23 protein-coding genes are annotated in these 25690 nt (G+C 71.4%); 7 read left to right on the top strand and 16 right to left on the bottom strand.

Annotated elements, in window-relative coordinates:
• Positions 1-22 precede the first annotated feature (22 nt).
• Together BUR99_RS13685 and gabT are read right to left on the bottom strand one after the other, a co-directional pair.
• Positions 23-1354: a Glu/Leu/Phe/Val family dehydrogenase gene (locus BUR99_RS13685; RefSeq protein ID WP_084183992.1), complete on the bottom strand. Its 1332-nt coding sequence runs from the start codon at positions 1352-1354 to the stop codon at positions 23-25.
• On the bottom strand, positions 1351-2709 hold the full coding sequence (gabT, locus tag BUR99_RS13680) for a 4-aminobutyrate--2-oxoglutarate transaminase (protein ID WP_074260879.1): 1359 nt from the start codon (positions 2707-2709) through the stop codon (positions 1351-1353). Before gabT ends, BUR99_RS13685 begins: the two co-directional genes overlap by 4 nt.
• A gap of 145 nt (positions 2710-2854) precedes the next feature.
• Between gabT and BUR99_RS13675 the strand changes: the two genes are divergently transcribed.
• Entirely contained in the window at positions 2855-4399 is a 1545-nt protein-coding gene (locus BUR99_RS13675; RefSeq protein WP_074260878.1) for a PucR family transcriptional regulator, read from the top strand.
• Between the two features lie 108 nt (positions 4400-4507).
• On the opposite strand, the gene BUR99_RS13670 is transcribed toward BUR99_RS13675, so the two are convergent.
• Positions 4508-5911, bottom strand: coding sequence for a GH1 family beta-glucosidase (locus BUR99_RS13670; RefSeq protein ID WP_074260877.1), 1404 nt, complete (start codon positions 5909-5911; stop codon positions 4508-4510).
• Between the two features lie 132 nt (positions 5912-6043).
• Positions 6044-6649 (bottom strand): PadR family transcriptional regulator, encoded by a 606-nt coding sequence (locus BUR99_RS13665; RefSeq protein WP_074260876.1) that lies wholly within the window; start codon positions 6647-6649, stop codon positions 6044-6046.
• A gap of 76 nt (positions 6650-6725) precedes the next feature.
• Here BUR99_RS13665 and BUR99_RS13660 point away from each other — a divergent pair, with 76 nt between their 5' ends.
• From BUR99_RS13660 to BUR99_RS13650, 3 genes are all read left to right on the top strand, one after another.
• Positions 6726-7208, top strand: a complete 483-nt coding sequence (locus BUR99_RS13660) for an SgcJ/EcaC family oxidoreductase (RefSeq protein ID WP_074260875.1) — start codon at positions 6726-6728, stop codon at positions 7206-7208.
• 79 nt (positions 7209-7287) lie between these two features.
• Positions 7288-7482, top strand: coding sequence for a DUF1918 domain-containing protein (locus BUR99_RS13655; protein ID WP_074260874.1), 195 nt, complete (start codon positions 7288-7290; stop codon positions 7480-7482).
• Positions 7483-7563: 81 nt separating this feature from the next.
• Complete coding sequence (locus BUR99_RS13650; protein ID WP_074260873.1) at positions 7564-8325, top strand: SGNH/GDSL hydrolase family protein; 762 nt, start codon at positions 7564-7566, stop codon at positions 8323-8325.
• A 23-nt stretch (positions 8326-8348) separates the two neighbouring features.
• On the opposite strand, the gene BUR99_RS13645 is transcribed toward BUR99_RS13650, so the two are convergent.
• The 7 genes from BUR99_RS13645 to BUR99_RS13615 form a co-directional block, all read right to left on the bottom strand.
• Positions 8349-8846, bottom strand: coding sequence for an FBP domain-containing protein (locus tag BUR99_RS13645; protein ID WP_074260872.1), 498 nt, complete (start codon positions 8844-8846; stop codon positions 8349-8351).
• A gap of 80 nt (positions 8847-8926) precedes the next feature.
• Complete coding sequence (locus tag BUR99_RS13640) at positions 8927-9853, bottom strand: bile acid:sodium symporter family protein (protein WP_074260871.1); 927 nt, start codon at positions 9851-9853, stop codon at positions 8927-8929.
• A gap of 90 nt (positions 9854-9943) precedes the next feature.
• Positions 9944-11341 (bottom strand): aminotransferase class V-fold PLP-dependent enzyme, encoded by a 1398-nt coding sequence (locus BUR99_RS13635; protein ID WP_200802733.1) that lies wholly within the window; start codon positions 11339-11341, stop codon positions 9944-9946.
• Positions 11342-11464: 123 nt separating this feature from the next.
• On the bottom strand, positions 11465-12910 hold the full coding sequence (locus BUR99_RS13630) for an NtaA/DmoA family FMN-dependent monooxygenase (protein ID WP_074260870.1): 1446 nt from the start codon (positions 12908-12910) through the stop codon (positions 11465-11467).
• Positions 12911-13009: 99 nt separating this feature from the next.
• Positions 13010-14095 (bottom strand): fatty acid desaturase family protein, encoded by a 1086-nt coding sequence (locus BUR99_RS13625; protein WP_084183991.1) that lies wholly within the window; start codon positions 14093-14095, stop codon positions 13010-13012.
• A 134-nt stretch (positions 14096-14229) separates the two neighbouring features.
• Positions 14230-14697 (bottom strand): MarR family winged helix-turn-helix transcriptional regulator, encoded by a 468-nt coding sequence (locus tag BUR99_RS13620; protein ID WP_074260869.1) that lies wholly within the window; start codon positions 14695-14697, stop codon positions 14230-14232.
• Positions 14694-15314 carry a DJ-1/PfpI family protein gene (locus tag BUR99_RS13615; RefSeq protein ID WP_074260868.1) on the bottom strand — a complete coding sequence of 207 codons (621 nt, stop codon included), beginning with the start codon at positions 15312-15314 and terminating at the stop codon, positions 14694-14696. Before BUR99_RS13615 ends, BUR99_RS13620 begins: the two co-directional genes overlap by 4 nt.
• Positions 15315-15534: 220 nt before the next feature.
• Here BUR99_RS13615 and BUR99_RS13610 point away from each other — a divergent pair, with 220 nt between their 5' ends.
• Entirely contained in the window at positions 15535-17157 is a 1623-nt protein-coding gene (locus tag BUR99_RS13610; protein ID WP_074260867.1) for a stealth family protein, read from the top strand.
• Positions 17158-17172: 15 nt separating this feature from the next.
• Here the strand turns inward: BUR99_RS13610 and cls are convergent, their stop codons facing one another.
• Together cls and BUR99_RS13600 are read right to left on the bottom strand one after the other, a co-directional pair.
• Positions 17173-18645 (bottom strand): cardiolipin synthase, encoded by a 1473-nt coding sequence (cls, locus tag BUR99_RS13605; RefSeq protein ID WP_074260866.1) that lies wholly within the window; start codon positions 18643-18645, stop codon positions 17173-17175.
• A 125-nt stretch (positions 18646-18770) separates the two neighbouring features.
• Positions 18771-19727 (bottom strand): phosphodiesterase, encoded by a 957-nt coding sequence (locus BUR99_RS13600; protein ID WP_327077896.1) that lies wholly within the window; start codon positions 19725-19727, stop codon positions 18771-18773.
• Between the two features lie 200 nt (positions 19728-19927).
• On the opposite strand from BUR99_RS13600, the gene BUR99_RS13595 reads away from it, so the two are divergent.
• Positions 19928-21487 carry a glycosyltransferase gene (locus BUR99_RS13595; RefSeq protein WP_074260864.1) on the top strand — a complete coding sequence of 520 codons (1560 nt, stop codon included), beginning with the start codon at positions 19928-19930 and terminating at the stop codon, positions 21485-21487.
• A 234-nt stretch (positions 21488-21721) separates the two neighbouring features.
• The gene (locus tag BUR99_RS13590) at positions 21722-22726 is read left to right on the top strand and encodes a magnesium and cobalt transport protein CorA (RefSeq protein ID WP_074260863.1); all 1005 of its coding nucleotides are present in this window, start codon (positions 21722-21724) and stop codon (positions 22724-22726) included.
• A gap of 21 nt (positions 22727-22747) precedes the next feature.
• On the opposite strand, the gene BUR99_RS13585 is transcribed toward BUR99_RS13590, so the two are convergent.
• From BUR99_RS13585 to BUR99_RS13575, 3 genes are all read right to left on the bottom strand, one after another.
• On the bottom strand, positions 22748-23236 hold the full coding sequence (locus BUR99_RS13585) for a hypothetical protein (protein WP_074260862.1): 489 nt from the start codon (positions 23234-23236) through the stop codon (positions 22748-22750).
• 81 nt (positions 23237-23317) lie between these two features.
• Positions 23318-23740 carry a ribosomal maturation YjgA family protein gene (locus BUR99_RS13580; RefSeq protein ID WP_074260861.1) on the bottom strand — a complete coding sequence of 141 codons (423 nt, stop codon included), beginning with the start codon at positions 23738-23740 and terminating at the stop codon, positions 23318-23320.
• Between the two features lie 14 nt (positions 23741-23754).
• Positions 23755-25620: a DEAD/DEAH box helicase gene (locus tag BUR99_RS13575; protein ID WP_074260860.1), complete on the bottom strand. Its 1866-nt coding sequence runs from the start codon at positions 25618-25620 to the stop codon at positions 23755-23757.
• Positions 25621-25690: the final 70 nt, after the last annotated feature.

Raw genomic sequence — 25690 nt, 5'->3', positions numbered from 1 at the left:
GAGAGCGGTGCGGATTCCCCGATCAGGGGTAGAGCCCGCGCAGCTTGTGCGCTTCGGCGACGCGTTCGACGGCGAGCGCCGTCGCGGCGGTGCGAAGCGAGAGCCCCCGAGCCTGGGAGTAGCCGAGCACGTGGTGCCAGGCGCTGAGCATCCGCTCCTCCAGTCTGGACTCCACCTCGTCGGCGCGCCACCAGTAGGCCTGGTTCGCCTGCACCCACTCGAAGTAGGAGACGATGACGCCGCCCGCGTTCGCGAGGATGTCGGGCACGACGAGCACGCCGTTCTCGCGCAGGATGCTGTCGGCCCCTGGGGTCGTCGGGCCGTTGGCGCCCTCGACGATGACGGTGGCCCGCACGGCCGCCGCGTTGCCCTCGTGCAGCACGCCCTCGACGGCGGCCGGCACGAGCAGGTCGACGTCGAGCGTGAGGAGCTGCGCGCCGTCGATCGCCTCGGCACCGGCGAAGCCGACGACCGAGCCGGTCGCCCGCACGTGGTCGGTGAGCGCCTCGACGTCGAGGCCCGTCGCGTTGTACACGGCGCCGTACTGGTCGCTCACTCCGGCGACGCGCACGCCGGCCTCGGAGAGGAACCGCGCGGCATCCGCACCGACCTTGCCGAAGCCCTGCACCGCCGCGGTCGCCCGCGACGGTTCGATGCCGCGATGGCGGAGCGCGGCGAGCGCGATGTGGGTCACCCCACGCGAGGTCGCGCTCGCCCGCCCCTGCGAACCGCCGAGCGCGATGGGCTTGCCGGTCACGATGCCGGGCACCGTGTAGCCGCTGGTCACGGAGTAGGTGTCCATGATCCAGGCCATCGTCTGCTCGTCGGTGCCGACGTCGGGCGCAGGGATGTCGCGCTCCGGGCCGATGATCGGCAGGATCTCGCTCGTGTAGCGGCGGGTCACGCGCTCGAGCTCGGCCTTGGAGTGCTCGCGGGGGTCGATCGCGATTCCGCCCTTCGCGCCGCCGTACGGCACGTCGAGCAGGGCGCACTTCCAGGTCATCCACATCGCGAGCGCCCGAACCTCGTCGAGGTTCACGTTGGGCGCGTAGCGCAGGCCGCCCTTGGCCGGGCCTCGCGAGAAGTTGTGCTGCACGCGGTGACCGATGTAGAGCCGGCTCTCACCGGAGTCCATGCGCAGCGGCACCGACACGGTGAGCTCGCGGCGCGGAGTCGCGAGCATCTGGTGCAGGCCGTCGGTGTATCCGAGGAGGCCGACTGCCTCGGCGAGCTGGGCGCGCGCGTCGGTGAGGGGCGTCGCGATGTGCTGCGCAGCGGAGCCCGCTGCGATCAGCGGGCTCGCCGGGGCATCCGTTGCGGTCGACGTCGTCGTCGCCGCCAGGAGGTCGGTCATGCGTTCTTCAGTCCTTCCGCGACGACCGAGAGGCCGTCGATGAGCAGTTCGTCGGAGATGGTGAGCGGGGGCAGGAATCGGATCACGTTGCCGTAGGTGCCGCAGGTCAGCACGACGACGCCGTTGGCGTGGGCGTACTTCGCGACCGCGTTGGTGAGCGCGGCGTCGGGGGCGCCGGTGGCGGGGTCGACGAGCTCGATCGCGACCATGGCGCCGCGTCCGCGGACGTCCCCGATGCGGGGGTCGGCGGTGCGCAGCGCGTTCAGGCGGCCGATGAGCACGGCGCCGATCTCGCGGGCGCGCTCGAGAAGGCCGTCCTCCTCGTAGGTCTCGATGGTGGCGAGTGCCGCGGCGCACGCGAGCGGGTTGCCGCCGTAGGTGCCGCCGAGGCCGCCGGCCATCGCGGAGTCCATGATGTCGGCGCGACCGGTGACCGCCGAGAGCGGCAGGCCGCCGGCGATGCCCTTGGCCGCCACGACGAGGTCGGGCACGATGCCCTCGTGCTCGCTCGCGAACCAGGCGCCGGTGCGGGCGAAGCCGGTCTGCACCTCGTCGGCGATGAAGACGACGTCGTTCTTCGCCGCCCACTCGACGAGCGCGGCGAGGAAGCCCTGGGCCGGGACGATGAAGCCGCCCTCGCCCTGGATGGGCTCGATGATGATCGCGGCGAGGTTCTCGGCGCCGATCTGCTTCTCGATGACGGAGATGGCCTTGGCCGCCGCTTCGGCGCCCGAGAGGCCGCCGTCGCGGAACGGGTAGCTGAGCGGTGCGCGGTACACCTCGGAGGCGAACGGCCCGAAGCCGCTCTTGTACGGGATGTTCTTCGCGGTGAGCCCCATGGTGAGGTTCGTGCGGCCGTGGTAGGCGTGGTCGAACGCGACGACGGCCTGCTTCTTCGTGAAGTGACGGGCGATCTTGACCGCGTTCTCGACGGCCTCGGCGCCGGAGTTGAACAGGGCGGTGCGCTTGACGTGGTCGCCGGGGGTGAGTTCGTTGAGCTTCTCGGCGACGGCGACGTAGCCCTCGTACGGCGAGACGGTGAAGCACGTGTGCGTGAACGAGTTCAGCTGCGCGGTGACGGCCTCGACGACGCGGGGCGCGGAGTTGCCGACGCCGGTGACGGCGATGCCCGAGCCGAGGTCGATGAGCGAGTTGCCGTCGGCGTCGACGATGACGCCTCCGCCCGCTGCGACGACCGAGATGGGCAGGGTGTGGCCGACGCCCGAGGCGACGGCTGCGGCCTTGCGGGCCATGAGCTCCTGCGAGCGCGGGCCGGGGATGGCGGTGACGAGACGGCGCTCCTGGGCGAGCGCGGGTCCTCCGGTCAGGGTGGCCGGGGTGTCGACGAGAGTCATGAGTGCTCCGATGCGGGGTGACGACGGTGGCGGATGCCGCCAATGCTAGGTCGGGCCGAACGGATGCCTCAGCGCCCGCCTGTACACTCGGTGGCATCCATTTGGACGCCACGTACATTCGACCCGCGAGCAGACAGGAGCATCCGTGCAACCGACCGTGCAGAGCCTGCTCGACCACCCCGCGCTCGCGCTGGGCCTCCTCACCCCCTCCGCGCAGCTCCCCGAGGGCGCGCTCGCGGCGCGGGTGGCCTGGGCGCACAGCTCCGACCTCGCCGACCCCACCCCGTTCCTCGACGCCGGCCACGTGCTGCTGACGACCGGCACGCAGTTCGGCGACGACGCCGAGGCCGGCTTCGCCGCCGCGTACGTCGGGCGGCTCCGCGAGACCGGCGTCGCCGCCCTCGGCTTCGGCACCGAGGTGATCCGCGAGGGCACGCCCGAGTCGCTCGTCGAGGCGTGCGCCGCGCAGGGCCTGCCCCTGTTCGAGGTGCCCTACCGGGTGCCGTTCATCGCGATCGCCCGCACGGTCGCCGACCTCATCGCCGAAGACGCGTTCGCACGCCAGGCCTGGGCGCTGAACGCGCAGCGCGCGATTTCGCTCGCGGCGCTTCGCCCCGACGGACTCTCGGCCACCCTCGCCGAGCTCTCCCACCGCCTCGGCGCCTGGGTCGGGCTCATCGACGCGACCGGGTCGCTCGACCGCGAGGCGCCGGCCGACGGACTCGGCCAGCCGCTCCTCGGGGAGGTCGTCGGCGAGGCCCGCTCGATGCTCCGCCGCGGCCAGCGCGCCAGCCGCACGCTGGTCGCCGGCGAGTCGACCGCATCACCGCAGCGGATGACGCTGCAGACGCTCGGCGGCGGCGGGGCGCTGCGCGGGGTGCTCGCGATCGGCGACTCCCCCGAGCTCGACCAGGCCGGCCGTGAGGTCGTCACCTCGGTGATCGCCCTCGCCGGGCTCGCGCTCGAGCAGAACCGCGACCTCGATCGGGCACGCGGTCACCTGCGGTCGGGGCTGCTCCGCGGCATCCTGGCCGGCGACCTGACGCTGGCCGAGCGCGTCGCGACCGAGATGTGGGGGCCGCTGCCGTCGGCGCCCATGCGCATCGCCGTGACGGATGCCCCGCTCACGGCCGTCGACCGGCTGACCGAGCTGCTCGAGCTGCGCGTCGAGGAGCGCGGCGGCCGGCTCTTCTTCGGCCGCGACGACGAGCAGTTCGTGCTCGTGCTGGAGGAGGCCGACTCCGGCCTCGCCGACGAGATCGCCGCGGAGTTCGAGCTGCCCGTCGGGCTCTCGGATCCGGTCGGCACGGGCGGCATCGCCCTCGCCCACGAGCAGGCGCTGCGCGCGGTCGAGCGGGCGCGCGAGTCGGGCTCGGGAGTCGTGCACTTCGACGAGATCAGTCGCCAGGGCGTGCTCGCGTTCCTCGCCCGCACCGACGCCCGCGCCGTCGCCCTCGCGACCCTCGCCCCGCTCACCGAGCACGATGCCGAGAGCGGCACCGCCCTGCTCACGACGACCCGCACCTGGCTCGAGCACGGCGGCCAGTTCGACGCCACCGCGCAGGCGCTCGGCGTGCACCGGCACACGGTGCGGAGCCGCATCGCGCTCGCCGAGCGGCTCCTCGGGCGCGACCTCTCGGGCTTCCACGCCCGCGCCGACCTCTGGGCGGCGCTGCTCGCCGTCGACTAGCCCGCCGCACCTTCGGCGATCGCCACGATCTCGGAGCAGTTCGGGCGAGCAGGCCCTGCTCTGCGCGGATCTCCGAAACCGCGGCGCGCCGCGGCGGGAGACCGGGGCTCAGCCTCGCGACGCCGCGATTCGGTCGCGGTACCAGGCGTACGAGTCCTTGGGGGTGCGCTCGCCGGTCTCGAAGTCGATGTGCACGAGCCCGAAGCGCTGCGTGTAGCCCTCGGCCCACTCGAAGTTGTCGGTGAGCGACCACAGGTAGTACCCGCGCACGTCGACGCCCTGGTCGATCGCGTGTCGCACCGCCGTGATGTGCCGGTCGACGTAGTCGATGCGCCGCTCGTCGTGCACGGCACGCCGCATTCCGCCGTCGACGGTCTCCTCCACGACCTCGTCGGGGAACGATGCACCGTTCTCGGTGATCACGACGGGCGGCAGGCGGTCGCCGTAGTCGCGCGCGAACGAGACGAGCAGCTCGGTGAACGTCTCGGGCATGATCGGCCAGTCGAAGCCCGTGGTCGGCACGTTCTCGAACTCGACGGGCTCGAACGGCAGGCCCGCCGCGGCGAACTCCGAGCCCTCGCTCGGCGCCGCCACCAGCGTCGGGTTGTAGAAGTTGATGCCGTAGAAGTCGATCGGCGCACCGATCAGCTCGAGGTCGCCGTCTTCGAGGCCCGGCATCGCCTCGAGGCCGAAGCCCGAGAGGTCGGGGTAGGCGCCCGTCAGCACGGGGTCGGCGAAGATGCGGTTGTAGATGAGGTCGAAGGCGCCCGCGGCGAACTGGTCGGCCGGGGCATCCGATGCCGGCACCATCAGCGTGTGGTTGTTGGTGATGCCCACCTCGGCGTCGCCGCGCTCGCGGATCGCGGCGACGGTGAGCCCGTGCGCCAGCAGTTGGTGGTGCGCGGTCGGCAGCGAGCCCATCATGAGCGCGTGGCCCGGGGCCTGGCTGCCGAGCGCGTAGCCCTGCAGGGTCGTCATCGCGGGCTCGTTGAGGGTGATCCAGCGCTGCACCCGGTCGCCGAGCCGGTCGACCACGAGCCCCGCGTACTCGGCGAGCCGGTAGGCGGTGTCACGGTTCAGCCAGCCGCCGGCGGCCTCGAGCTCCTGCGGCAGGTCCCAGTGGTAGAGCGTGGGCACCGGAGCGATGCCGGCGGTGAGCAGTTCGTCGACGAGACGGTCATAGTAGGCGAGGCCCGCCTCGTTCGCGGGGCCGGTGCCGCCGGGCTGCACGCGCGGCCACGAGATCGAGAACCGGTAGTCGTCGGCGTCGAGGCCCGCGAGGAGGGCCACGTCGTCGCGGTAGCGCCGGTAGCTGTCGGCCGCGAGCTCGGCGTTGGACCCGTCGATCACGAGGCCCGGGGTGCGGGTGAAGACGTCCCAGATCGACTCGCCGCGGCCGCCCGCGCTCGTCGATCCTTCGATCTGGAAGGCCGCGGTGGCGGCGCCCCAGCGGAATCCCTGCGGGAACGTCAGCGTCTCGGCCGTGCGGTCGGGGGTGGCGGCATCGGCCATGGGGAACCTCGCTGTTCGTCGACTGGCGGCGGTGAGCGGATGCCGCGGCATCCGCCCTGCTCGAAGTGGGACGTTTGACCCACTCGCTTACCCTAGCCGCCGCGAGCGCGATCGGGAAGAGCCGTACGGGAATCACCAGCCGGGTGGCGGCGGCACCTCCGAGAGGTCGGGCCATGGCAGCTCGCCGGACTCGAGGTCGCCGACGAGCCCCTGCATCCACTCGCGTTCAGCCACGAGTCGGGCCTGCTCGAACTCGGCCTCGAGCAGCAGGAGCCGGGGCACCCCGGTCGCTTCGGTGAGATCGCCTGCGAGACGGGCGAGCTTCAACTCGATCGCAGCGACGCGCGCACGCAGTGCAGCCAGGGTCTCGTCGGGGCCGAGCGCGCCGATGAACGAGAGCGCGGCGTAGGCGAGGGTGGCATCGGGTTCCGGCGTCGCGAGCAGCAGCGAGACTCGTCGCCTGAGCTCGGCGCGACCTGCCTCGGTGAGGCGGTACAGCATCCGCTCGGGCCGGCCCGCCACCTGTTCGGCACCCGCCTCGGCGATGAGACCGGCCTTCTCGAGCTTGGCGACCGCGTGATAGAGGCTGCGGGGCAGCCCGACGACGAAGTCCTTTCGAGTGGCGACCATGAAGCGGTGCATGTCGTAGGTGTGCCGTGGCCCGAGGCTGAGCAACGCCAGCACGGTGAGCGCCGGCAGGTCGCGATCTGCGCGCTGGAGGTGGTCTCGAGTCGTCACGACCCCAGCCTAACGATCGCGGCGAGCTTCATTAGTGCAGATTGCATTACTGCATTTTGCATGCGACGATGAAGGCATGAACGAGCACACGACCCCGACCCCGACCCCGACCGAATCCGAATCCGAATCCGACCGCGCCGGCATCCTCGTCGCCCTCGATCGCCTGCGTGCCGCGTGGGACGCAGGCGATGCCGATGCCTATGCCGCAGAGTTCGCCGACGACGCCAGCTACGTGATCTTCGCGGGGCTGCACGACCTCGGGCGCGATGCCATCCGCCGCGCACACGTGCCCGTCTTCGCCAAGTGGCAGCGGGGCTCCCGAATGTCCATGCAGGTGCTCGACCTGCGCTTCGTGGCACCCGACGTCGCCGTCGTGCTCACCGACGGCGGCATCGGCAAGCGGGCACGCATCCGGCACGACAAGGTGCAGACGTTCGTCATGGTGCGCGATGGCACGACCTGGCGATGCACGGCGTTCCAGAACACGAAGAAGAACCGTCTCTTCATGGCCGTGAACCGGCGAGCCGTCGACCGCATGGCAGACCCGCACCCGCGCTGAACGACCTCGCTGAACGACGGATCCGCCTTCCGCCGCGCGTGCGCCCGGCGTACGCTGGAAGCACTCGGAGGAGGACGCGATGCACGCAACCGTCGGAGAACACCTCACCATCCACGGCAAGCTGGTCGGCCAGGCGCCGCGCCGCGGCGAGATCCTCGAGGTGCGCGGCGAAGACGGCGGCCCGCCCTACCTCGTGCGGTTCGACGACGGCCACGAGACGCTGCTCTTCCCCGGCGCCGATTGCGTGTTCGAGCACGAGCAGCCCGCGGGCTGAACCCGCGACGGAGCGCTCGACCGGCCACCGGCCGATGGGTTCCCCCGCCCCGCTGCCGGCGGCCCGCGATAGCGTGGAGGCATGTTCCATTCCTACGCGGCGATCGGCGACAGCTTCACCGAGGGCGTCGGTGACGAGTTGCCCGACGGATCGGTGCGCGGGTGGGCCGACTTCGTGGCGCTCGGTCTCGCCGCCGCGGCGCGCGAGCCCATCGGGTACGCGAACCTCGCGATCCGCGGCCGCAAGCTCGGCCCGATCATCGACGAGCAGCTCGCCCCCGCGATCGCCCTGCGTCCCGAGCTTTTGAGCTTCAACGGCGGCGGCAACGACATGCTGCGTCCCCGCATGGACGAACAGGTCACCGCCTCGCACTTCCGCGACGCGATCGAGCGCATCCGGGGCGCCGGCATCCACGTGCTCATGCTGAGCGGCGCGAACCCGACCGACCACATCCCCATGGGCAAGGTGTTCGACGCGCGCGGCGCTCGGCTCACCGCGGCGCTCGTCGACCTCGCCGACCGCCCCGGCGTCACCTTCGTCGACAACTTCAACGACCAGGGGCTCCGCGACATCCGCTACTGGTCGCCCGACAAGCTGCACCTCAACGCCCTCGGCCACGCACGCGTCGCGAGCAACGTGCTGACGGGGCTGGGCATCGCCGTTCCCGTCGAGTGGGGCGTCGAAGAGGTCGCTGCCGCGCCCGCCGGCCCCAAGAGCCGCAACACCGCCGCCTACTACCGCGAGTTCGTGCTGCCGTGGATCGGCCGCCGCATCACCGGCCGCTCGTCGGGCGACGGGCGGGTCGCGAAGCGTGCGACCCTCGAGGCGCTCGCACCGAGCTGAGGCACGGCCTTAGCCCGAACCGGTCAGACGACGCCGAGCACGTCGGCGACGAAGGCCCTCGTGCGACGTGCGAGCCCCTCGATGCGCTCGAGCTCGTGCGCGCCCGGCAGCACCTCCGACGGCGCGGGCGGCCGGCCGAGCCGCACCGTCTCCTGGCAGGCGAGGTCGGCGCAGATGTAGGTGCCGATCGTGTCGCCGCGCTCGCCGGCCGCGCCCGCCCGCCGGGCTGAGAACAGCTCGACCTGGTCGCCCGGCTGATGCGTGTGGCAGAGGTTGCAGATGGCCGCGCGATGGTGCGAGCCGGTGCGGTCGGCGGCCCGGAGCACGATGCCGACGGGCAGCCCCTCGAGCTCGGTGACGAGGTACCCGCGCGACGGGAGGCGGGGGTCGCGCCAGCCGAAGGCGTCGAGCGGCGCCCACTCGGTGACGAAGAATCGCACGGGGAGCGCGAGCTGCTCGAGTTCGGCGGCGTTCGCATTGCCGAAGAGCGAGCGAACGTCCTTCTCGTCGAGCGGCTGCATGCCTCCCCCTCCGTGCGTGACCCGCCCAGTCTACGAATCGGCACGGGTCACCGGCACCTGCGCACCGGCATGCCGGGAGGTCAGCTCACGGGCTCCCCCGCACCGGCGGCGGCAGCGGGAACGCCGTCGGCCGCGGCATCCGCTCGCTCGGGTGCCGGGCCGCGGCGACGGATCAGGAAGCCGAAGCCGAGCGCCACGAAGAACATCAGCACGCCGTAGACCGCGGCCGGCAGGCTCATCTCGACGCTGCCGATGACCGTCTGCGCGATGACGATCGCGAGGGTCGCGTTGTGGATGCCGATCTCGAACGAGCTCGCGATCGACTGGGCCGGGCCGACGCGCAGCAGGCGCGGCACGAGGTAGCCGATCGTCAGGCTCAGCACGCAGAACAGCACCGTGATGGCGGCGAGGCTGCCGAAGTTCTCGAGCAGCAGTTCGAGGTTCGAGACGATCGCGCCGGCGATGACGATCACGAGGATCACGACGGAGGCGATGCGCACGGGCTTGTCCATGCGGTCGGCGAAGCCCGGGCGCCACCAGCGCACGAGCATGCCGAGCACCACGGGCAGCAGCACGATCGCGAACACCTCCACGACCTTGGCGAGCTGCAGGCCGAGCCCGTCGTCGCCGGGGAGGAAGTACGCGATCGCGAGGTTCGTGATGAGCGGCAGCGTGAAGACGGCGAGCACCGAGTTGATGGCGGTGAGCGAGATGTTGAGGGCGACGTCGCCGCGGAACAGGTGGCTGTAGAGGTTGGCCGTCGTGCCGCCGGGCGACGCGGCGAGCAGCATCATGCCGACCGCGAGCACCGGAGGCAGCTGGAAGACGAGCACGAGGCCGAGACAGAGCGCCGGCAGCACGAGCAGCTGGCAGACGAGGGCGATGATCACCGCCTTCGGATGCTTCGCCACCCGCGCGAAATCGCCCGGGGTGAGTGAGAGTCCGAGCCCGAACATGATGATGCCGAGGGCGACGGGGAGTCCGATGGTGGTCAACGCTGATCCCATGCGCCAAGTGTGGACCACGACGGGCCGCCGTCGAGTATCGATTCGGTGACGGATGCCCCGGGGGCATGCAGGAGCCCCCGCGGAGTGGTCTCAGGCGAGGGCGAAGTCGGCGGCGAAGTCTGGGCGTGGGCGGTCGTCGACGCGCGGACACCAGCCCTCGGGCGAGCGGTCGTAGGCGTGCGCCGGGCCGTCGGCGATGAGCGTCGCCAGCGCGTCGAGGAACCGGTCGACGTCGTCGGCCGAGCTGCCGGCGCCGAGGCTCGCGCGCAGGCCGTTCGCCCGGGTCGCCGTGCGCTCGAAGAAGGGGTGCGCGCAGAACCGGCCGGCGCGCACCGAGATGCCGTGCTCGGCGCCGAGCGCCGCGGCGAGGAGGCCGACGGAGCCTCGCTCGAGCTCGATCGTCGCGATGCCGAGGCGGTCGCCGAGCCCGTCGCCCTGCTCGTCGCCGAACCCGCTGAGCACGCGCACCCCGCGCTGCGCGGCGAGCCCCTCGTGCAGCCGACGGGTGAGCGCCTGCTCGTGGTCGTGCCGCGCGTCGTCGCCGAGCCGCTCGAGCTCGGCGAGCGCGCGGGCGAGCGCGACGGCGCCGATGACGTTGGGGGTGCCGGCCTCGTGCCGTTCGACGCCGTGCTTCCAATCGACCCCGTCGACGCGCACGGCGTCGACGGCGCCGCCGCCGGCGAGGTAGGCGGGTGCGGCGTCGAGCCAGTCGGCGCGGCCGACGAGCGCTCCGGCGCCGAAGGGCGCGTAGGCCTTGTGACCCGAGAAGGCGAGGTAGTCGATGCCCGATGCCGCGACGTCGACCCGCCGGTGCGGCAGCAGCTGCGCCGCGTCGACGGCGATGCGCGCGCCGTGGGCGTGCGCGATCTCGGCGAGCCGGTCGATCGGCAGCACCTCGCCGGTGACGTTCGACGCCCCGGTGACCGACAGCAGCGCGGCCGGCGTGCGGGCGAGCTCGGCGTCGAGGGCCTCGAGCGTGGCGGCGATCGTCGCCCGCCCCTCGACGAGCCGGCGCGAGCGCCAGGGCAGCAGGTTGGCGTGGTGCTCGAGGTCGAGCACCACGGTGTCGCCGGGCACGGCGCCGGCGAGCAGGTTCAGGGCGTCGGTCGTGTTGCGGGTGAAGACGACGAGGTCGTCGTCGCGGGCGCCGACGTGGCGGGCCACCGCGAGCCGGGCGTCTTCGACGAGCGAGGTCGACAGCTGCGACGGGTACCCCGAGCCGCGGTGCACGCTCGCGTAGTAGGGCAGCACGCGCGTCACCTGCTGCGCGACGACCTCGAGCGCGGGTGCCGATGCCGCGACGTCGAGGTTCACGTGCCGCACGAACCCTCCGCCGAGCACGGGCACCTCGAGGCCGGCGTCGGCGAGCACTGCGAGCGGGCCCGGTCCGACGGGGCGGGGCCGAGCTGCGGCATCCGTCACCGTCGCCTGAGCCGCCGGCGCGGGGCGCACGGCCTCGCGCGTCGCGAACTGCTCGGTGACCGTCACGGATGCTCCTCGATTGCGGGTGTGTGCGACGAGGCTACGGATCGCGGGAATCGCCCTCAACCGTGCCAGCAGCGCGGGGTCACAGCGCGACACATTGCGACACACAACGGCGAACGGTGCGGACTACGGATGCCGCCGCGCCGACGCGAGCCGTGCCCGCAACCCGTGCCGTTGCCCGACGGCCGCCACGGGCTCGCCGGTCTCGTGCACGCTGTCGGGCCGGGCGAGCCCGAGATGCTCGCGCAGCGTCTCGCCCTCGTACTCGGTGGGCAGGAGCCCGCGCCGCTGCAACTCGGGCACGACCTGGAACGCGAACGCCTCGAACTGCTGCGGCTGCACGGCCGAGAGCACGTTGAACCCGTCGACGGCCCCCGCGTCGCCCCACGCCTCGAACTCGGCGGCGATGTCGTCGGCGGTGCCGACGATCATCGAGGCGTTGACGGATGCCGCGACGACGAGGTGCCGCAGCGTCGGCGGCCGCTCGCCCGACGGGCTCCGTCCCGTGCGCTCGGCGACGATCTCGACGAGCTCCTGCCCGGCGGCGCTGAACTCGGCGACGAGCGCGGGAGTCACCGAGCGGTCGGGCGAGAGCCCCGCGAGGTCGACCCCCACGAGGAGCGAGAGCTGGGCGAGCGAACGGTTCGACGGGAACGCGGTCGGCGGCCCGTCGGGCCAGTCCTCGGCGATCTGCACGAGCTCGCTCAGCTCGTCGGCGATCGACTGCGCGTGCTCGCGCGTCTCCCCCACGATCGGCAGCACCGGCGCGATGACCTTCAACGTGCGGTCGTCGCGGCCGGACTCGAAGGCGAGCGAGCGCAACTCCTCGCGGATCGCGATCGCCTGCTCGCGGTCGCCGACGGCGACGAGCGCGAGGTCGGCGCTCTGCGCGGCGAAGAGTCGCGACCGGGGCGAGATGCCCGCGTGCACGATCGGCAGGTGGCCCTGCACGGGGCGCGGCACGTTGAGCGGGCCGGTCACGCTGAGGTGCTCGCCGTGGAAGTCGGTGGCGTGCAGCTTCTGCGGATCGAGGTACACGCCGCTCGCGGCATCCGCGACGATCGCGTCGTCGTCGAAGGAGTCCCAGAGCCGCCGCAGCACGATCTCGAACTCGACCGCGCGGTCGTATCGCGCCTCGTTGGCGGTGTGGAAGTCGACGCCGTGGTTGGCGGCGGCGCGCGGTTCGGCGCCCGTCACGAGGTTGAGGCCGGCGCGGCCCCCCGAGAGCAGGTCGGCCGACGCCGTCGCACGGGCCAGCGTGTAGGGGTCGGAATAGCTCGTGTTCGCGGTCGCGATGAGCCCGATGCGGCTCGTCACGCCGGCGAGGTAGGTGATCGCCGCGATCGGGTCGACCCGGGCGACGAGGTACGGGTCGTGGTACTCGAGGTCGTGCCCCGTGGCGAGCCAGTCGCCGAAGAAGAGGTAGTCGAGTCGCGCGGCCTCGGCCACCTCTGCCGCTCGCCGCAGCACCGCCGCGTCGCCGCGGGGGTCGCGGTGGGCGCCCGGGTACCGCCACCCCGACGGGTACGCGCCGATCGCCCTGACCATCGCGCCGATGATGAGTCGTGTCATGTCGACCTCCTGACCCGACCGTAAAGAGGGCGGGCGGATGCCGCGAGGCCGGCCGTCACACGTGTCAACGCGAGGTCACGCGGCGTCACGCGCGAGCAGTCAGATGCTCGACCGCGCCGCCAGGAGCGGGCACTCGAACGGGTCTCTCTCGCCGAGTCCGACGCGGTTGATGTAGCGGAAGACGATGGCGTACGAGCGCCACAACGAGGTCTGCGTGTACGGCACGTCGTGGCGGTGCAGGTAGTCGGCGATGAGCGGGGCGGCCCGCCGCAGGTGCGGTCTCGGCATCGACGGGAAGAGGTGGTGCTCGATCTGGTAGTTCAGCCCGCCCATGGCGAAGTCGAGCACGCGGCTGCCGCGGATGTTCCGGCTCATGAGCACCTGGCGGCGCAGGAAGTCGAGCTTCAGCCCTGCGGGCACGAGCGGCATGCCCTTGTGGTTGGGGGCGAACGACATGCCCATGTAGAACCCGAAGAGGCCGAGCTGGATCGCGAGGAACACGGCGGCCTTCTCCGGCGAGAGCACGAGGAAGACGAGCGTCAGGTATCCGACGATCCGCACCGCGAGGAACGAGATCTCCACCGGTCGATGGGCGAGATGCTCGCGGGAGAGCACCCGGTGCACGCTCGAGGCGTGCAGCGACACGCCCTCGAGCAGCAGGATCGGGAAGAAGAACACCCCTTGGTGGGCGATGACCCAGCGGAAGAACGCCGCACGATCGCGGCTGGCCTGCTCGGGCGTGAATGCGACCACCGGCAGGTCGATGTCGGGGTCGGCTCCGATCTGGTTGGGGTTCGCGTGGTGGCGGGTGTGCTTGTGCTGCCACCAGCCGTAGCTCATGCCGACGAATCCGCCGAGCACGAGGCTCGCCCAGTCGTTCCACTTGCCCGAACGGAAGATCTGGCGGTGCGCGGCGTCATGGCCGAGGAAGGCGGTCTGGGTGAAGAGGAACGCGAAGGCCGCCGCGACGAACATCTGCCACCAGCTGTCGCCGATCCAGACGAACACGACGACGGCGGCCCCGATCGTGACGGGCACCGCGATGAGCTTCGTCCAGTAGTAGCCGTACCTGCGACGCATGAGCCCGGCGGACTTCACGATACGGGCGAGGTCGGTGAAGTCGCTGTTCCCGGGCGGGCCGCCCGATGCTGTGAGAGGTCGGGGCGGGATCGCCTGGCTGGTCATGATGACCTTCTTCCTGCCGTTCCCGAGTCGTAGGGGAACGGTGCGGAGGCCACGATGCGATCCGCACCCCTTCACGCTACGCCGCGCCGCCCGTGACATGAGAAACCCTCAAGCAACTCACAGGCTCGACGACCTCAGCCCACGACGCCGCGCACCTGCCTCGAGGCGTCGATGACGCGCAGCAGCGTCGCGACGGCGGCCTGCAGTTGCTCGGCGCCCACCGCCGCGCCCACGGCGTCAGCCCACGAACGCTGGGCCGCGCCCAGGCGTTCGACGGCCGCGCGACCGCCCGCCGTCGGGCGAAGCAGTTTCGCGCGACGGTGCCGCGGGTTCTCGTCGTACTCGGCCCACCCTCGCTCGACGAGCAGATCGGCGGTGCGCTGCACGCTCTGCCTGGCGAGACCGAGGCCGACGCGTCGGGCGATCTCGGCCACGGGGAGCCCCTCGTCGAGGGTCGCGCCGAGCACCTGCCACTGCGCCGAGGTGAGGCCCTCGGGCCCGGCGATGTCGCGAGCAGCCTCGAGGAACTCGCCGTTGAGCTCGAACACCGGCAGCACGAGTTCGGTGAGGGCGTCGCCCGCCGCACTGCGACGAGTGGTCACGCGGCACCCACGAGCGCATCGAAGTACCGGCGTTCGCCAGTGGTGTAGAGGCCGTACCAGGCGTCGATCACGGACTGCGGCATGGCACCGAGCGCCTCGAAGATCGCCTTGGCGAACTCGAGCGGGGCCGTGGCGCCCGCCGTGATCACCCCACCGTCGACGACCGCGCGCTCGTCGGCGTAGAACGCCGCCCCGGCGTACCCGTCGGCCATGGCGAGGAAGTCGGGGGCGTTGCTGGTGTGCCGTCGGTCGTCGAGCAGCCCGACCCGGGCGAGCCCGAGGGTGCCGCCGCAGATCGCCGCGACCGGGGTGCCGGATGCGGCGAGACGGGAGGCGAGCGCGAGCACCTGCTCGTGACCCTCCGCCCAGGTGTCGGCGCCCGGGAGCACGAGCATGGCGATGCCGTCGGGGTCGAGGTCGGCGAGCGCGGCGTCCGGACGCACGTGGAGCCCGCCCATCGTGTCGACCTCGGCCGTCGTCTCGCCCGCCGTCACGAGGCGGATCGCGCCGCCGGCCATTCCCAGCCCGGCCGTGAGGTAGCCGTACTCCCAGTCGGCCATGGTGCCCGTGGCGTACAGCACGACGAGCTGCTCGTTCGATTCAGTGTTTGTCAGCATGCTGTCATTCTCCCATTTTGACAGCATGCTGTCAATGCTCGACAGAGGCGGACGCCGCCGCCCGTGCGCTGCGTACAATCAGAGCACTGCGCAACTCGCGCCCCACCTACCCCCTGGAGGCCACCGCTTCGTGACGAGACCCGACCGCGATCGAACCCCTGACCGGCAGCAGCACGATGGACACGCGTTCGCGAGGAGGGAAGCGACGCCCGCCCCGCCGATGCGGCTCTCCGACGCCTCCGAACTCGTGGTCGTGGCATCCGCCGGTCGTGCGCTCCGCTTCGATCGCGACGACCTCGTGCTGCGCAAGGGCCAGTACGCCCTGCGGAACGGTCACATGACGCCGCAGGAGTCGATGATCGAGGACCTGCTCGCCCTCGGCGCAGCGCTCGACGCGGCCGAGATCCCGTTCCTCCTCGTGCGCGGCAACAACGACCGACCGATCATCGCGATCGACCGCGCCGAGCGAAAGGCCGTGGCGCGCGCCTTCGCAGCGGCATTCGCCGACGAGCCGTTCTACGCCGCGACCCTCGCCCCGAAGCGCGCGGCCGAGACCCACCCCGTGCTGCTCGCCGACGGCCGGCTCTCCGCCGGGCGCAAGCCCACGCTGCTCCGCGTCTACCGCCCTCGTATCGAGCCGATCGGGCGCATGCGCTACGGCAGCGAGACGGGCGTGCAGCTCGAGTTCTGGCGCTTCGGCGACGAGACGATCGAGGCGCCCGCCGAGAACGTGCTGATGCGCCGCACCCTGCAGCGCTCCGAGACGACCGACGACGTCGTGCACCTGCACGGCCGCGACTGGCCGACCCTCGAGCACATGTGGGAGCCGCTCGCGAGCGACGTCGACTTCGAGATCGACATGGTCTTCTCCTGGGTCGACGGCTCGAGCGACGAGTTCATCCGCGAGCGGGCGAAGCGCATGCAGAGCTACGTCGTCGGCGAGGGCGACGACTCCGAGGCCCGCTACCGGCAGATCGACGAGCTGAAGTACGCCCTGCGCTCGGTGCACCTCTTCGCGCCGTGGGTGCGCCGCATCTTCATCGCGACCGACTCGGGCGCACCGGCCTGGCTCGCGAAGCACCCCAAGGTCACGATCGTGCCGAGCGAGGCGATGTTCGCCGACACCTCGGTGCTGCCGACGCACAACTCGCACGCCGTCGAGAGCCAGCTGCACCACATCGACGGCCTCGCCGAGCATTTCCTCTACTCCAACGACGACATGTTCTTCGGTCGGCCGCTCAGCCCGTCGCTGTTCTTCTCCCCCGGCGGCATCACGAAGTTCGTCGAGGCCGCGACCCGCATCGGCCTCGGTTCGACCCATCCCGGACGCAGCGGGTTCGAGAACGCGGCCCGGGTCAACCGGGCGCTGCTGCGCGAGCGCTTCGGCAAGGTCACGACCCGGCACCTCGAGCACTGCGCGGCCCCGCTCCGCAAGAGCGTCATGGCCGAGCTCGAGGCCGCCTTCCCCGAGGAGTTCCGGCGCACGGCCGCGAGCCGCTTCCGCTCGGCGACCGACATCTCGGTGACGAACTCGCTGTACCACTACTACTCGCTCCTCGCCGGGCACGCGGTCGAGCAGACGAATGCGCGCGTCAAATACGTCGAGACGACGCTGCGCCAGGCGCTGCCCGCGATGAAGGAGCTCCTGAAGCACCGCGACCACGACATGTTCTGCCTGAACGACGGCAGCTTCCCCGAGATCTCGGTCGAGGAGCGCACGGCGGCCGTGATCGACTTCCTCGAGCGCTACTTCCCGTTCCCGGCACCGTGGGAGAAGGCGGCGACGGATGCCTCGGAGCAGGCGGGCGCCGCGGCATCCGCTGCCTCCGACCGCATCGCCTGAGGCGGGTCCCGGCGGCTACTGCAGCGCTGAGGTGAGGCGCGCCACTCCGTCGAGGAACGTCGCCGACCCGGGCTCGCGATCCCACTCCTCGAGCGTGAGCCGGCGGCCCGCGTCGCGGTAGCCCTGCTCGACCGCGCGCATCTGCTCGACGAACGAACGACCGCGCACGAGCAGCGACACCTCGGAGTTCAGGCTGAACGACCGGATGTCCATGTTGCTCGACCCGATCACGGCGACGTCGTCGTCGATCGAGAGGTGCTTCGAGTGCAGGATGTACGGGCCGGGGTAGAGCCAGATCTTCACGCCCGCCTGCAGCAGGTCGCGGTAGTACGAGCGCTGCGCGTGCCAGACCGATCCCTGGTCGCCGATCTCGGAGACGAAGAGCTGCACGTCGAGCCCGCGATAGCAGGCGGACGTGATCGCGTAGAGCATCGCCTCGTCGGGCACGAAGTACGGGCTCGTGATGATGGCCTGTCGTTGCGCCGAGTTGATGAGCGTGAGGAAGAGCCGCAGGCCGTTCTCGGCGTCGTAGCCGGGACCGCTCGGCACGACCTGGCAGACGAGGGCGTCGGGTGCGGTGCTCGCCGGCACCGCCGCGGCGGGAACGTTCTCTTCATCACCGAGGACCTCGTCGGTCTCGAGGTACCAGTCCGACATGAACACGGTGTTGATCGCGGTCACGACGGGGCCCGTGACCCGGGTCACGAGCTCCTGCCACATGAGCCCGCGCTTGATGTTCTTCGGCGAGTTGTAGCTGCGCGCGATGAGGTTCTGCGAGCCCATGAAGCCGACGCGGCCGTCGACGACGACGAGCTTTCGGTGGTTGCGCAGGTCTGGTCGTTGGTACTGCCCCTTGCGCAGGCGCACCGGCAGCATCGAGCTCCACTTCGCGCCGATCCGGTCGAGTTCGGCGTACGTCGCATCGTGGTCGGCCGTGCGGTTCGTCGCCACCGCGTCGAGCAGCACGCGCACGACGACCCCGCGCTGCACCGCGCGCTCCATCGCCGCGAAGAAGCCGCGCGTCGTGTCGTCGAACGAGACGATGTAGAACTCGACGTGCACGAACAGGGTGGCGGTGTCGATCTCGGCCGCCATGGCGTCGATCGAGGACTGGTAGTCGCCGATGAGGTGGGCCGTGTTGCCGCCGACCGCAGGCAGCGCGCCGAGCGTGCGGTTCTGCTCGGTGAGCGTGGCGAACCACTCGGGCCACGTCGCACGGTCGGGTGTGAGGTCGACGCCCTCGGTCTTCGCCGCGATCATCGCGTTGATCTCGCGCTGCTTCTCGCGCCGCCGCTTCGGCAGCTTCACGCTGCCGATCAGCAGGAAGAACAGGATGCCGACGAAGGGGATCAGGAAGATCGCGAGGAGCCAGGCCATCGCGGCGGTGGGCTTGCGCCCCCGCGGCACGATGATGAGCGCGGCGATGCGGATCGCCCAGTCGGCCAGAACCAGCACCACTCCGATGATCGCGGCGAGCTCCGTGCTCATTCGCCACCTCCCCAGGTCGTCTGCTCGCCTCGCGCGCGTGCAGGCCGCAGCGGTCGGGAGAAGTCGTCTGAGTATGGCAGTTCGCCCCGATCATGCGGAGGGACGCGCGGAGGGACCCGCGGAGGTCAGCCCGCGAGCACCGGGATGGGCATGGTGAACGGCGGATCCTTCGGCACCGGCGTGGTCGCGGCATCCGCGATGGCGATGCCGGAAGCCGCGAGGCGCCGCGCGCTCTCCTCCGCGTCGATCCAGTCGAGCGCGGCGTACGAGCCGAGCGGCACGACCGAGTGCAGCACGGTGGTCGGATACACGTGCACGAGGTTGAAGGCGCGTGCGCCGTCGCGACCGCGGGTGCCGCCGACGGGCACGTTGAGGTCCTGCGTGTAGCAGCTGGCCGAGGCCACCGAGACGGGCACGCCCGCGAACGTCGCGGTCGACGAGTAGTGCAGGTGACCGGCGATGATCGAGCGGATGTCGCTGCCCTCGACCACCTCGGCGAGCCCGCCCTGATCGCGCAGCTCGACGGCGACGGCGAGGTCGAGCACGCTCGGCACCGGCGGGTGGTGCATCGCGAGGATCGTGCCGTGCGGTGCGGGCATCGAGAGCTCCTCGGCGAGCCAGTCGAGCTGCTCGGGCGCGATCTCGCCGTGGTGCCGACCGGGCACGGTGGAGTCGAGCGTGATGACGCGCAGCCCGTTGACGTCGTCGACGCGGTCGACCGGCCGCACCCCGCCCTCGGCGTGCACGCCGTGCTCGCCGAGCAGTCCGCGGCGGAACGCCGCCCGCTCGTCATGGTTGCCCATGACCCAGATCACCTGGGCGCCGAGCCGCTCGGCGACCGGGTCGACGATGCGCCGGATGCGGTCGTACGCGTCGGGCTCCCCCTTGTCGGCGAGATCGCCGGTGAAGACGATCGCCTCTGGCCTGCCGCCGGATGCCTCGAACTCCTCGAAGAGGGTCTGCAGGTGCCGCTCGCTCGCGACCCGGTCGTAGAGCCTCCCGCCACCGGCGAGCACGTGGGTGTCGCTGATGTGGAGGAGGAAGTGGTCCGGCCTGGGGTACTCGGCCGTACGGGTCGTCACGATTCGTCCCATCGATCGGTGGTCGACGCGCAACCTCGGGCGTCTGGCATGGACACTAGCCGACCATGCCCGCCTGAACGGCGCATGAACGCGGCCTGTGCTGAAGCCCGATCGCGGCGGCCGAGCACCTTCAGGACTCTCGAAGTCCGCGTGGCTAGGCTCGAGGACATGTCAGACCCGCGCAGGTCAGGGGGTTGCGGATGACTCGGATCGCGCTGCCCGACGGCCGCCACTTCGCCGTCACCTGGTCGATCCCCGACGCCTTCGGCGGCATGACGGATGCGATGCTGCGACGGTCCGCGGCATTCCATCGCGTCGCCGGGGTCGAGGTGGACGTGCTGACCTTCGACGCCCGGCCCGACACCCCGGACGTCGAACGGATGCTGCGGGAGCGCGGCGTGCTCGCGCCCGGAGTGCGCATCGTCAACCTCTACGACTGGCTCCGGAGCCATCCGCTGCCCGGTGGTTCGCTCCGCCACGACCCCGAGACGTTCACGCCGCTCGCGGCTGAGGACGCGACCGAGACCCGGCTCCGCGGCGACCGCGTGATGAGCCGATCACGGCTCGACGCCGAGGGCAACACCCTGCAGACCGACCACTACCGCGATGACGGCACGCTGCTGCTCAGCGACCGGCACGACACCCGCGAGCGCGGCGTGCTCGGTGGGCGATCCGTGGTGCTGTGCGACCGCGATGGGCGCCCCGTGCGCTCCTGGCGCCGCCTCTGGACCCTGTACCGGGCCTGGCTCGACGCGCTGACCGCGGGCGAGTCGAGCTACCTGATCGTCGACAGCAAGACGATGGCGCCGTTCATGCGCACCTATCGTCGGGCGCACGCGATCACCGCGCACGTGGTGCATGCCTCGCATCGCTCCGGGCCGACCGAGGATCACCCGATCAGGCGCTCGCGCCGCGAGGTGCTCGAGCATCTCGACGACTTCGACCTCGTGGCGGTGCTCTCGCTGCGGCAGCGTCACGACCTCGAGCAGATCGTCGGCAGGAACGACCGCCTCGTCGTGATCCCGAACCCGCGTCCGCTCGCACCGGAGGGCGCCGGCCCGCGACCGTCGCCGCCCCGCGACCCCGCCCGCGGCATCGTGCTCGCCGCGCTCACCCGGCGCAAGCGGGTCTCGCACGCGATCGCCGCCGCGCAGGCGGCCAACGCGCGCGCCGGCATCGACGTGCACCTCGATGTCTACGGCGACGGCGAGAGTCGGCCGGCGCTCGAACGACGCATCACCGACCCCGCGGCGGTCGAGCTCCACGGCTTCGACCCCGACGCGCGACAGCATCTGCCCGACGCCTCGTTCCTCCTCCTGACCTCGCACTCGGAGGGCTTCCCGCTCGTGCTCGTGGAGGCGATGGCCGCCGGTTGCCTGCCGATCGCCTACGACATCCCCTACGGGCCCGCCGACCTCATCCGCGACGGGCGCAACGGCTTCCTGGTGCCGCCCGGCGACGTCGACGGCCTGACCGACGCGATCGTCCGACTGCAGCGGATGTCGCCCCGCCGCGTCGCCCGCATGCGAGCCGCCGCCGTGCGCACCGCGAGCCGGTTCGACGAGGACCGGGTCACCCGCATCTGGGCGCGGGAACTGCACCACGCCGAGGTCCGCAGGGAGGTGCGGCGCACCGGCCGGTTCGGCCGGACGCGGGCCGCGGCCTCGCGGCTCCCGCTCCCCCGCGCGGTGCGGTCGGCCGGCGCGAGCGTCGTCTCGACGATCGACCACGTCGCCCGACGCTTCAGTCGCGTGGGCTAGACTCTGCCGTCGGGCCTGCCAGCGAGCGGCCCCTGATGCGAGAGGCGGTGAGGGCGATGGCCGATCATAGTACCGGCGCCGCCACCGCTGCTGCGTCGTCTCCCCGTTCCCGCACGCACTGAGCGTCTGCTCGACACGCGCGAACGAGTTCCGATCTGCACCCCGGCCGGCGGCGTCATCCGCTCACCTGCCGAACCGGCGCGCTCCCGCGCGCCCTGCGAGAACGGATCGCTCATGTCACCTCTGGTCGACAACGGCGTCTACGTCGACGGACGTCGCGTCGAGACGCCCACGAACCTCGACGACACCTACCGCCTCATGGACGACCATGACGGCCTCGCGTGGATCGGGCTCTACCGGCCGAGTCCGCGCGAAGTCGCCTCGGTCGCCCGCGAGTTCGGCCTGCACCCGCTCGCCGTCGAAGACGCGCTGACCGGTCACCAGCGCTCGAAGCTCGAGCGCTACGGCGACACCCTGTTCGCCGTGCTGCGGCCCGCCCGGTACCGCGACGAACTCGAGACGGTCGAGTTCGGCGAGCTGCACCTCTTCGTCGGACCCGACTTCGTCGTCACCATCCGCCACGCGGAGTCGCCCGACCTCGCGGCCGTGCGCCGGCGCATGGAGTCGAGCCCCGAGCTGCTCGCCATGGGCCCCGAGGCCGTGCTCTACGCGATCCTCGACGAGGTCGTCGACGAGTACGAGCCGGTCGTCGCCGGTCTCGAGAACGACATCGACGAGATCGAGGACCAGCTCTTCGGCGACAGCGACGACGACGCGCTCTCGCGTCGCATCTACGAGCTCTCGCGGGAGGTCATCAACTTCCAGCGCGCGGTGCAGCCGCTCGCCGCGATGCTCGAATGGCTGCGCCGGGGCTCCGAGAAGTACCGCGTCGACGTCGAACTGCAGCGTTCGCTCCGCGACGTGCTCGACCACGCGATCCGCATCAACGAGCGGGTCGGCTCGTTCCGCGCCATCCTCGACAACGCCCTCACCGTGCACTCGGCGCTCGTGGCACGCCGCCAGACCGACACGAGCCTGAAGCAGAACGACGAGATCAAGAAGATCTCGTCGTGGGCGGCGATCATCTTCGCGCCGACGCTCATCGGAACGGTCTACGGCATGAACTTCGATGACATGCCCGAGACCCACTGGGAGTTCGGGTACCCGGCCGCGCTCGCCGCGATGGTGCTGTTCGGCGTCGGGCTGTACGCGGTCTTCAAGTACAAGAGGTGGCTCTGACACCGTCGCGAACCCACGGCGTCAGCGGGGCTTCTTCGGCCCCTTGCCCTGCCCCGGGTGGTCATCGGCCGGCTCGGGCGTCGCCGTCGGCTCCACCTGCTCGTCGTCGTCGAGCGGCGGCTCGACGATCTCGTCGGGCTCCACCGACGGCGGCGGCTCGGTGGGAGTCGCGGACGGCGGCACCGGCGTCGGCAGCACCGGGCCGTACGGGCTGGGCGCCGCCGGCGTCGTCGAGGTCGGTCGAGGCTCCTCGATCGAGGTCGACGCCTCATTGCCGGGCGCGCCCCCGCCTGCTGCCTGCATGAGCGCGACGCCGGCTCCGCCCATGACGACGACGGCCAGACCGGTGGCGGCGATCATCGCGCCCAACCGGTGGCGCGTCAGCCATGCCATCGAGGTCGCCACGTACGGCAGCACCGGTTCGAGCATGGTGCCGACGCGTGAAGCGGGCGCCGCCCGTCGACCGCTCGGGCGGCGTGCGGCGTCATCCGGTTCGTCGTGTTCCGACATCGTCACCCTCCTGTCCGTGGCGTTCGAGAACGTCGTCCGTCATCGAGGGTACCCAACCCGCACGGTTCGAATCGAGACCGGTCATTCGTCGGCGACGGGCGACGCGACGACGCGCTCCGTGCCGACCCACACGACGAGCACGACGTACGCGAGCACGGCGCCGCCCGCGTAGGCGAACACGTCGATCGGGTCGAACGCGCTGCCGAGCAACAGGCGCGACGGCGGGAAGGCGTCGACCACGAGCTGCGGCGCCTCGGTCAGCTGCAGCAGCTCGACGGCCGTCGCGAACCCGAATGCCGTCGCAGCGACGGCCACGGCGCCGAGCCCGGGCCAGATCGCGCGCAGCACGCAGGCGATGAACACGATGTAGACGACACTGCCGAGCACGTCGATGACGGGCGTGCGATCGAGGAGCTGCAGGCCGAGGCCGAGTGCGAGGCTGACGGCCGCGGCCAGCCCGCTTCGCACCCGGATGCTCTGCGAGCCGGCTTTCGGCAGCGCCATCCGCTGTCCCCGCCTTAGTGGCGCGGCTTCCGGAACGGCTTGTCGCCGTCGCCTCCGCCATCGCCACCGCGGTCACGGTCGCCACCTCGGTTGCGATCGCCACCGCGGTCGCGGTCGTTCGTGCGACGCGTCGGACCGCCGCGGTCGGGACGCAGCTCGATGAGCCGGCCCGAGATGCGGGTGCCGTCGAGCTTCTCGAGGGTCTCGCGGGGCAGGTTCGCGGGCAGCTCGACGAGCGAGAACTCCGGACGGATCTGGATGGAGCCGAAGTCCTCGCGGCTGAGGCCACCCTCGTTCGCGAGCGCTCCGACGATCTGGCGCGGCTCGACCTTGTGGCGCTTGCCGACCGCGATGCGGTAGGTCGCCATGGGGCCGCTGCTCGGTCGCTGGCGCCGCTCGGGGCGGTCTCCGCCGCGGTCGAACCGGTCGCCGCGGTCACGGTCGCGACGGTCGCCGCGCTCGGGCTTGTCACCGCGGGGCGGACGGTCGCTCCACTCGCGCTCGGCACGGCGCGCCGCCTCGGGCTCGAGCAGGAGGGGCGCCTCGCCCTGCGCCACGACGGCGAGCGCGGCCGCGACATCGGCCTCGGGCACGTCGTGGTTGCGCACGTAGTGGGCGATGATGTCGCGGAAGCCGTCGATGCGCTCGTTCTGGCCGAGCGCCGCGGTGATGCGGTCGTCGAAGCGCGCGAGACGCGTGACGTTGACGTCGTCGACGCTCGGCAGCTGCATCTGCACGATCGGCTGGCGCGTGGCCTTCTCGATGCGGGCGAGCAGGCTCCGCTCGCGCGGCGTGACGAAGCTGATCGCGTCGCCGGTGCGGCCTGCGCGGCCCGTGCGGCCGATGCGGTGCACGTAGGGCTCGCTGTCGGTGGGGATGTCGAAGTTCACCACGTGGCTGATGCGCTCGACGTCGAGGCCGCGCGCCGCGACATCCGTGGCCACCAGGATGTCGAGCTTGCCCGACTTCAACTGGTTGACCGTGCGCTCGCGCTGCACCTGGGCGATGTCGCCGTTGATCGCGGCGGCCGAGTATCCGCGGGCGCGGAGCTTCTCGGCGAGCTCCTCGGTGACGCTCTTCGTGCGCACGAAGACGATCATGCCCTCGAAGTTCTCGACCTCGAGGATGCGGGTGAGGGCGTCGACCTTCTGCTGGTACGAGACGATGAGGTAGCGCTGGCTGATGTTCGCCGAGGTCTGCGTCTTCGTCTTGACGGTGATCTCTTCGGGGTCGTGCAGGTACTGCTTCGACATGCGGCGGATCGCCGCGGGCATGGTCGCCGAGAACAGGGCGACCTGCTTGGTGTCGGGAGTGTCGGCGAGGATCGTCTCGACGTCTTCGGCGAAGCCCATCTTCAGCATCTCGTCGGCCTCGTCGAGCACGAGGTACTTGAGCTCCGAGAGGTCGAGGGTGCCCTTGTCGAGGTGGTCCATGATGCGACCCGGGGTGCCGACGACGATGTGCACGCCGCGACGCAGCGCCGAGAGCTGCACGCCGTAGCCCTGACCGCCGTAGACGGGCAGGATGTGCACGCCCTTGAGGTGCGAGGCGTACTTCTCGAACGCCTCGCAGACCTGCAGCGCGAGCTCGCGGGTCGGGGCGAGCACGAGGGCCTGAGGGGTCTTCTGGGAGAGGTCGAGGCGCGAGAGGATCGGCAGCGCGAACGCGGCCGTCTTGCCGGTGCCGGTCTGGGCCAGGCCCACCACGTCGCGCCCGGCGAGGAGCGACGGAATCGTCGCGGCCTGGATCGCGGAAGGGGTCTCGTAGCCGACGTCGGCGAGGGCTTTCAGGACCGCGCCATCGAGTCCGAGGTCGGAGAATGTCGTCGCGGCGGGCTCTTCTGGAGCCTCCACCTCGACCGGAGCTTCGTCAGCAGTCACGCTTCAGGGTAGTCCGTAGAGCTGGGAGAACGCAGGTCCGCCGCTTCGGGCGTCAATCGAATGTCGCATA

This window comes from Agromyces cerinus subsp. cerinus (assembly GCF_900142065.1).
In the GTDB taxonomy this organism is placed as follows: Bacteria; Actinomycetota; Actinomycetes; order Actinomycetales; family Microbacteriaceae; genus Agromyces; species Agromyces cerinus.
Note: the sequence above shows the minus strand (reverse complement) of the source record. Positions and strands in the feature narration are given on the sequence as shown.

Excerpts from the sequence above, each read along its gene's own strand:
- BUR99_RS13645 (WP_074260872.1), bottom strand. The coding sequence starts at position 8,846 with ATGCAGCCGCTCGACGAGAAGGACGTTCGCTCGCTCTTCGGCAATGCG.
- BUR99_RS13615 (WP_074260868.1), bottom strand. The coding sequence starts at position 15,314 with ATGCTGACAAACACTGAATCGAACGAGCAGCTCGTCGTGCTGTACGCC.
- BUR99_RS13585 (WP_074260862.1), bottom strand. The coding sequence starts at position 23,236 with ATGTCGGAACACGACGAACCGGATGACGCCGCACGCCGCCCGAGCGGT.
- BUR99_RS13595 (WP_074260864.1), top strand. The coding sequence starts at position 19,928 with ATGACTCGGATCGCGCTGCCCGACGGCCGCCACTTCGCCGTCACCTGG.
- BUR99_RS13625 (WP_084183991.1), bottom strand. The coding sequence starts at position 14,095 with ATGACCAGCCAGGCGATCCCGCCCCGACCTCTCACAGCATCGGGCGGC.
- BUR99_RS13610 (WP_074260867.1), top strand. The coding sequence starts at position 15,535 with ATGCGGCTCTCCGACGCCTCCGAACTCGTGGTCGTGGCATCCGCCGGT.
- BUR99_RS13655 (WP_074260874.1), top strand. The coding sequence starts at position 7,288 with ATGCACGCAACCGTCGGAGAACACCTCACCATCCACGGCAAGCTGGTC.
- BUR99_RS13640 (WP_074260871.1), bottom strand. The coding sequence starts at position 9,853 with ATGGGATCAGCGTTGACCACCATCGGACTCCCCGTCGCCCTCGGCATC.
- gabT (WP_074260879.1), bottom strand. The coding sequence starts at position 2,709 with ATGACTCTCGTCGACACCCCGGCCACCCTGACCGGAGGACCCGCGCTC.
- BUR99_RS13670 (WP_074260877.1), bottom strand. The coding sequence starts at position 5,911 with ATGGCCGATGCCGCCACCCCCGACCGCACGGCCGAGACGCTGACGTTC.
- BUR99_RS13660 (WP_074260875.1), top strand. The coding sequence starts at position 6,726 with ATGAACGAGCACACGACCCCGACCCCGACCCCGACCGAATCCGAATCC.
- BUR99_RS13590 (WP_074260863.1), top strand. The coding sequence starts at position 21,722 with ATGTCACCTCTGGTCGACAACGGCGTCTACGTCGACGGACGTCGCGTC.
- cls (WP_074260866.1), bottom strand. The coding sequence starts at position 18,645 with ATGAGCACGGAGCTCGCCGCGATCATCGGAGTGGTGCTGGTTCTGGCC.
- BUR99_RS13630 (WP_074260870.1), bottom strand. The coding sequence starts at position 12,910 with ATGACACGACTCATCATCGGCGCGATGGTCAGGGCGATCGGCGCGTAC.
- BUR99_RS13685 (WP_084183992.1), bottom strand. The coding sequence starts at position 1,354 with ATGACCGACCTCCTGGCGGCGACGACGACGTCGACCGCAACGGATGCC.
- BUR99_RS13580 (WP_074260861.1), bottom strand. The coding sequence starts at position 23,740 with ATGGCGCTGCCGAAAGCCGGCTCGCAGAGCATCCGGGTGCGAAGCGGG.
- BUR99_RS13650 (WP_074260873.1), top strand. The coding sequence starts at position 7,564 with ATGTTCCATTCCTACGCGGCGATCGGCGACAGCTTCACCGAGGGCGTC.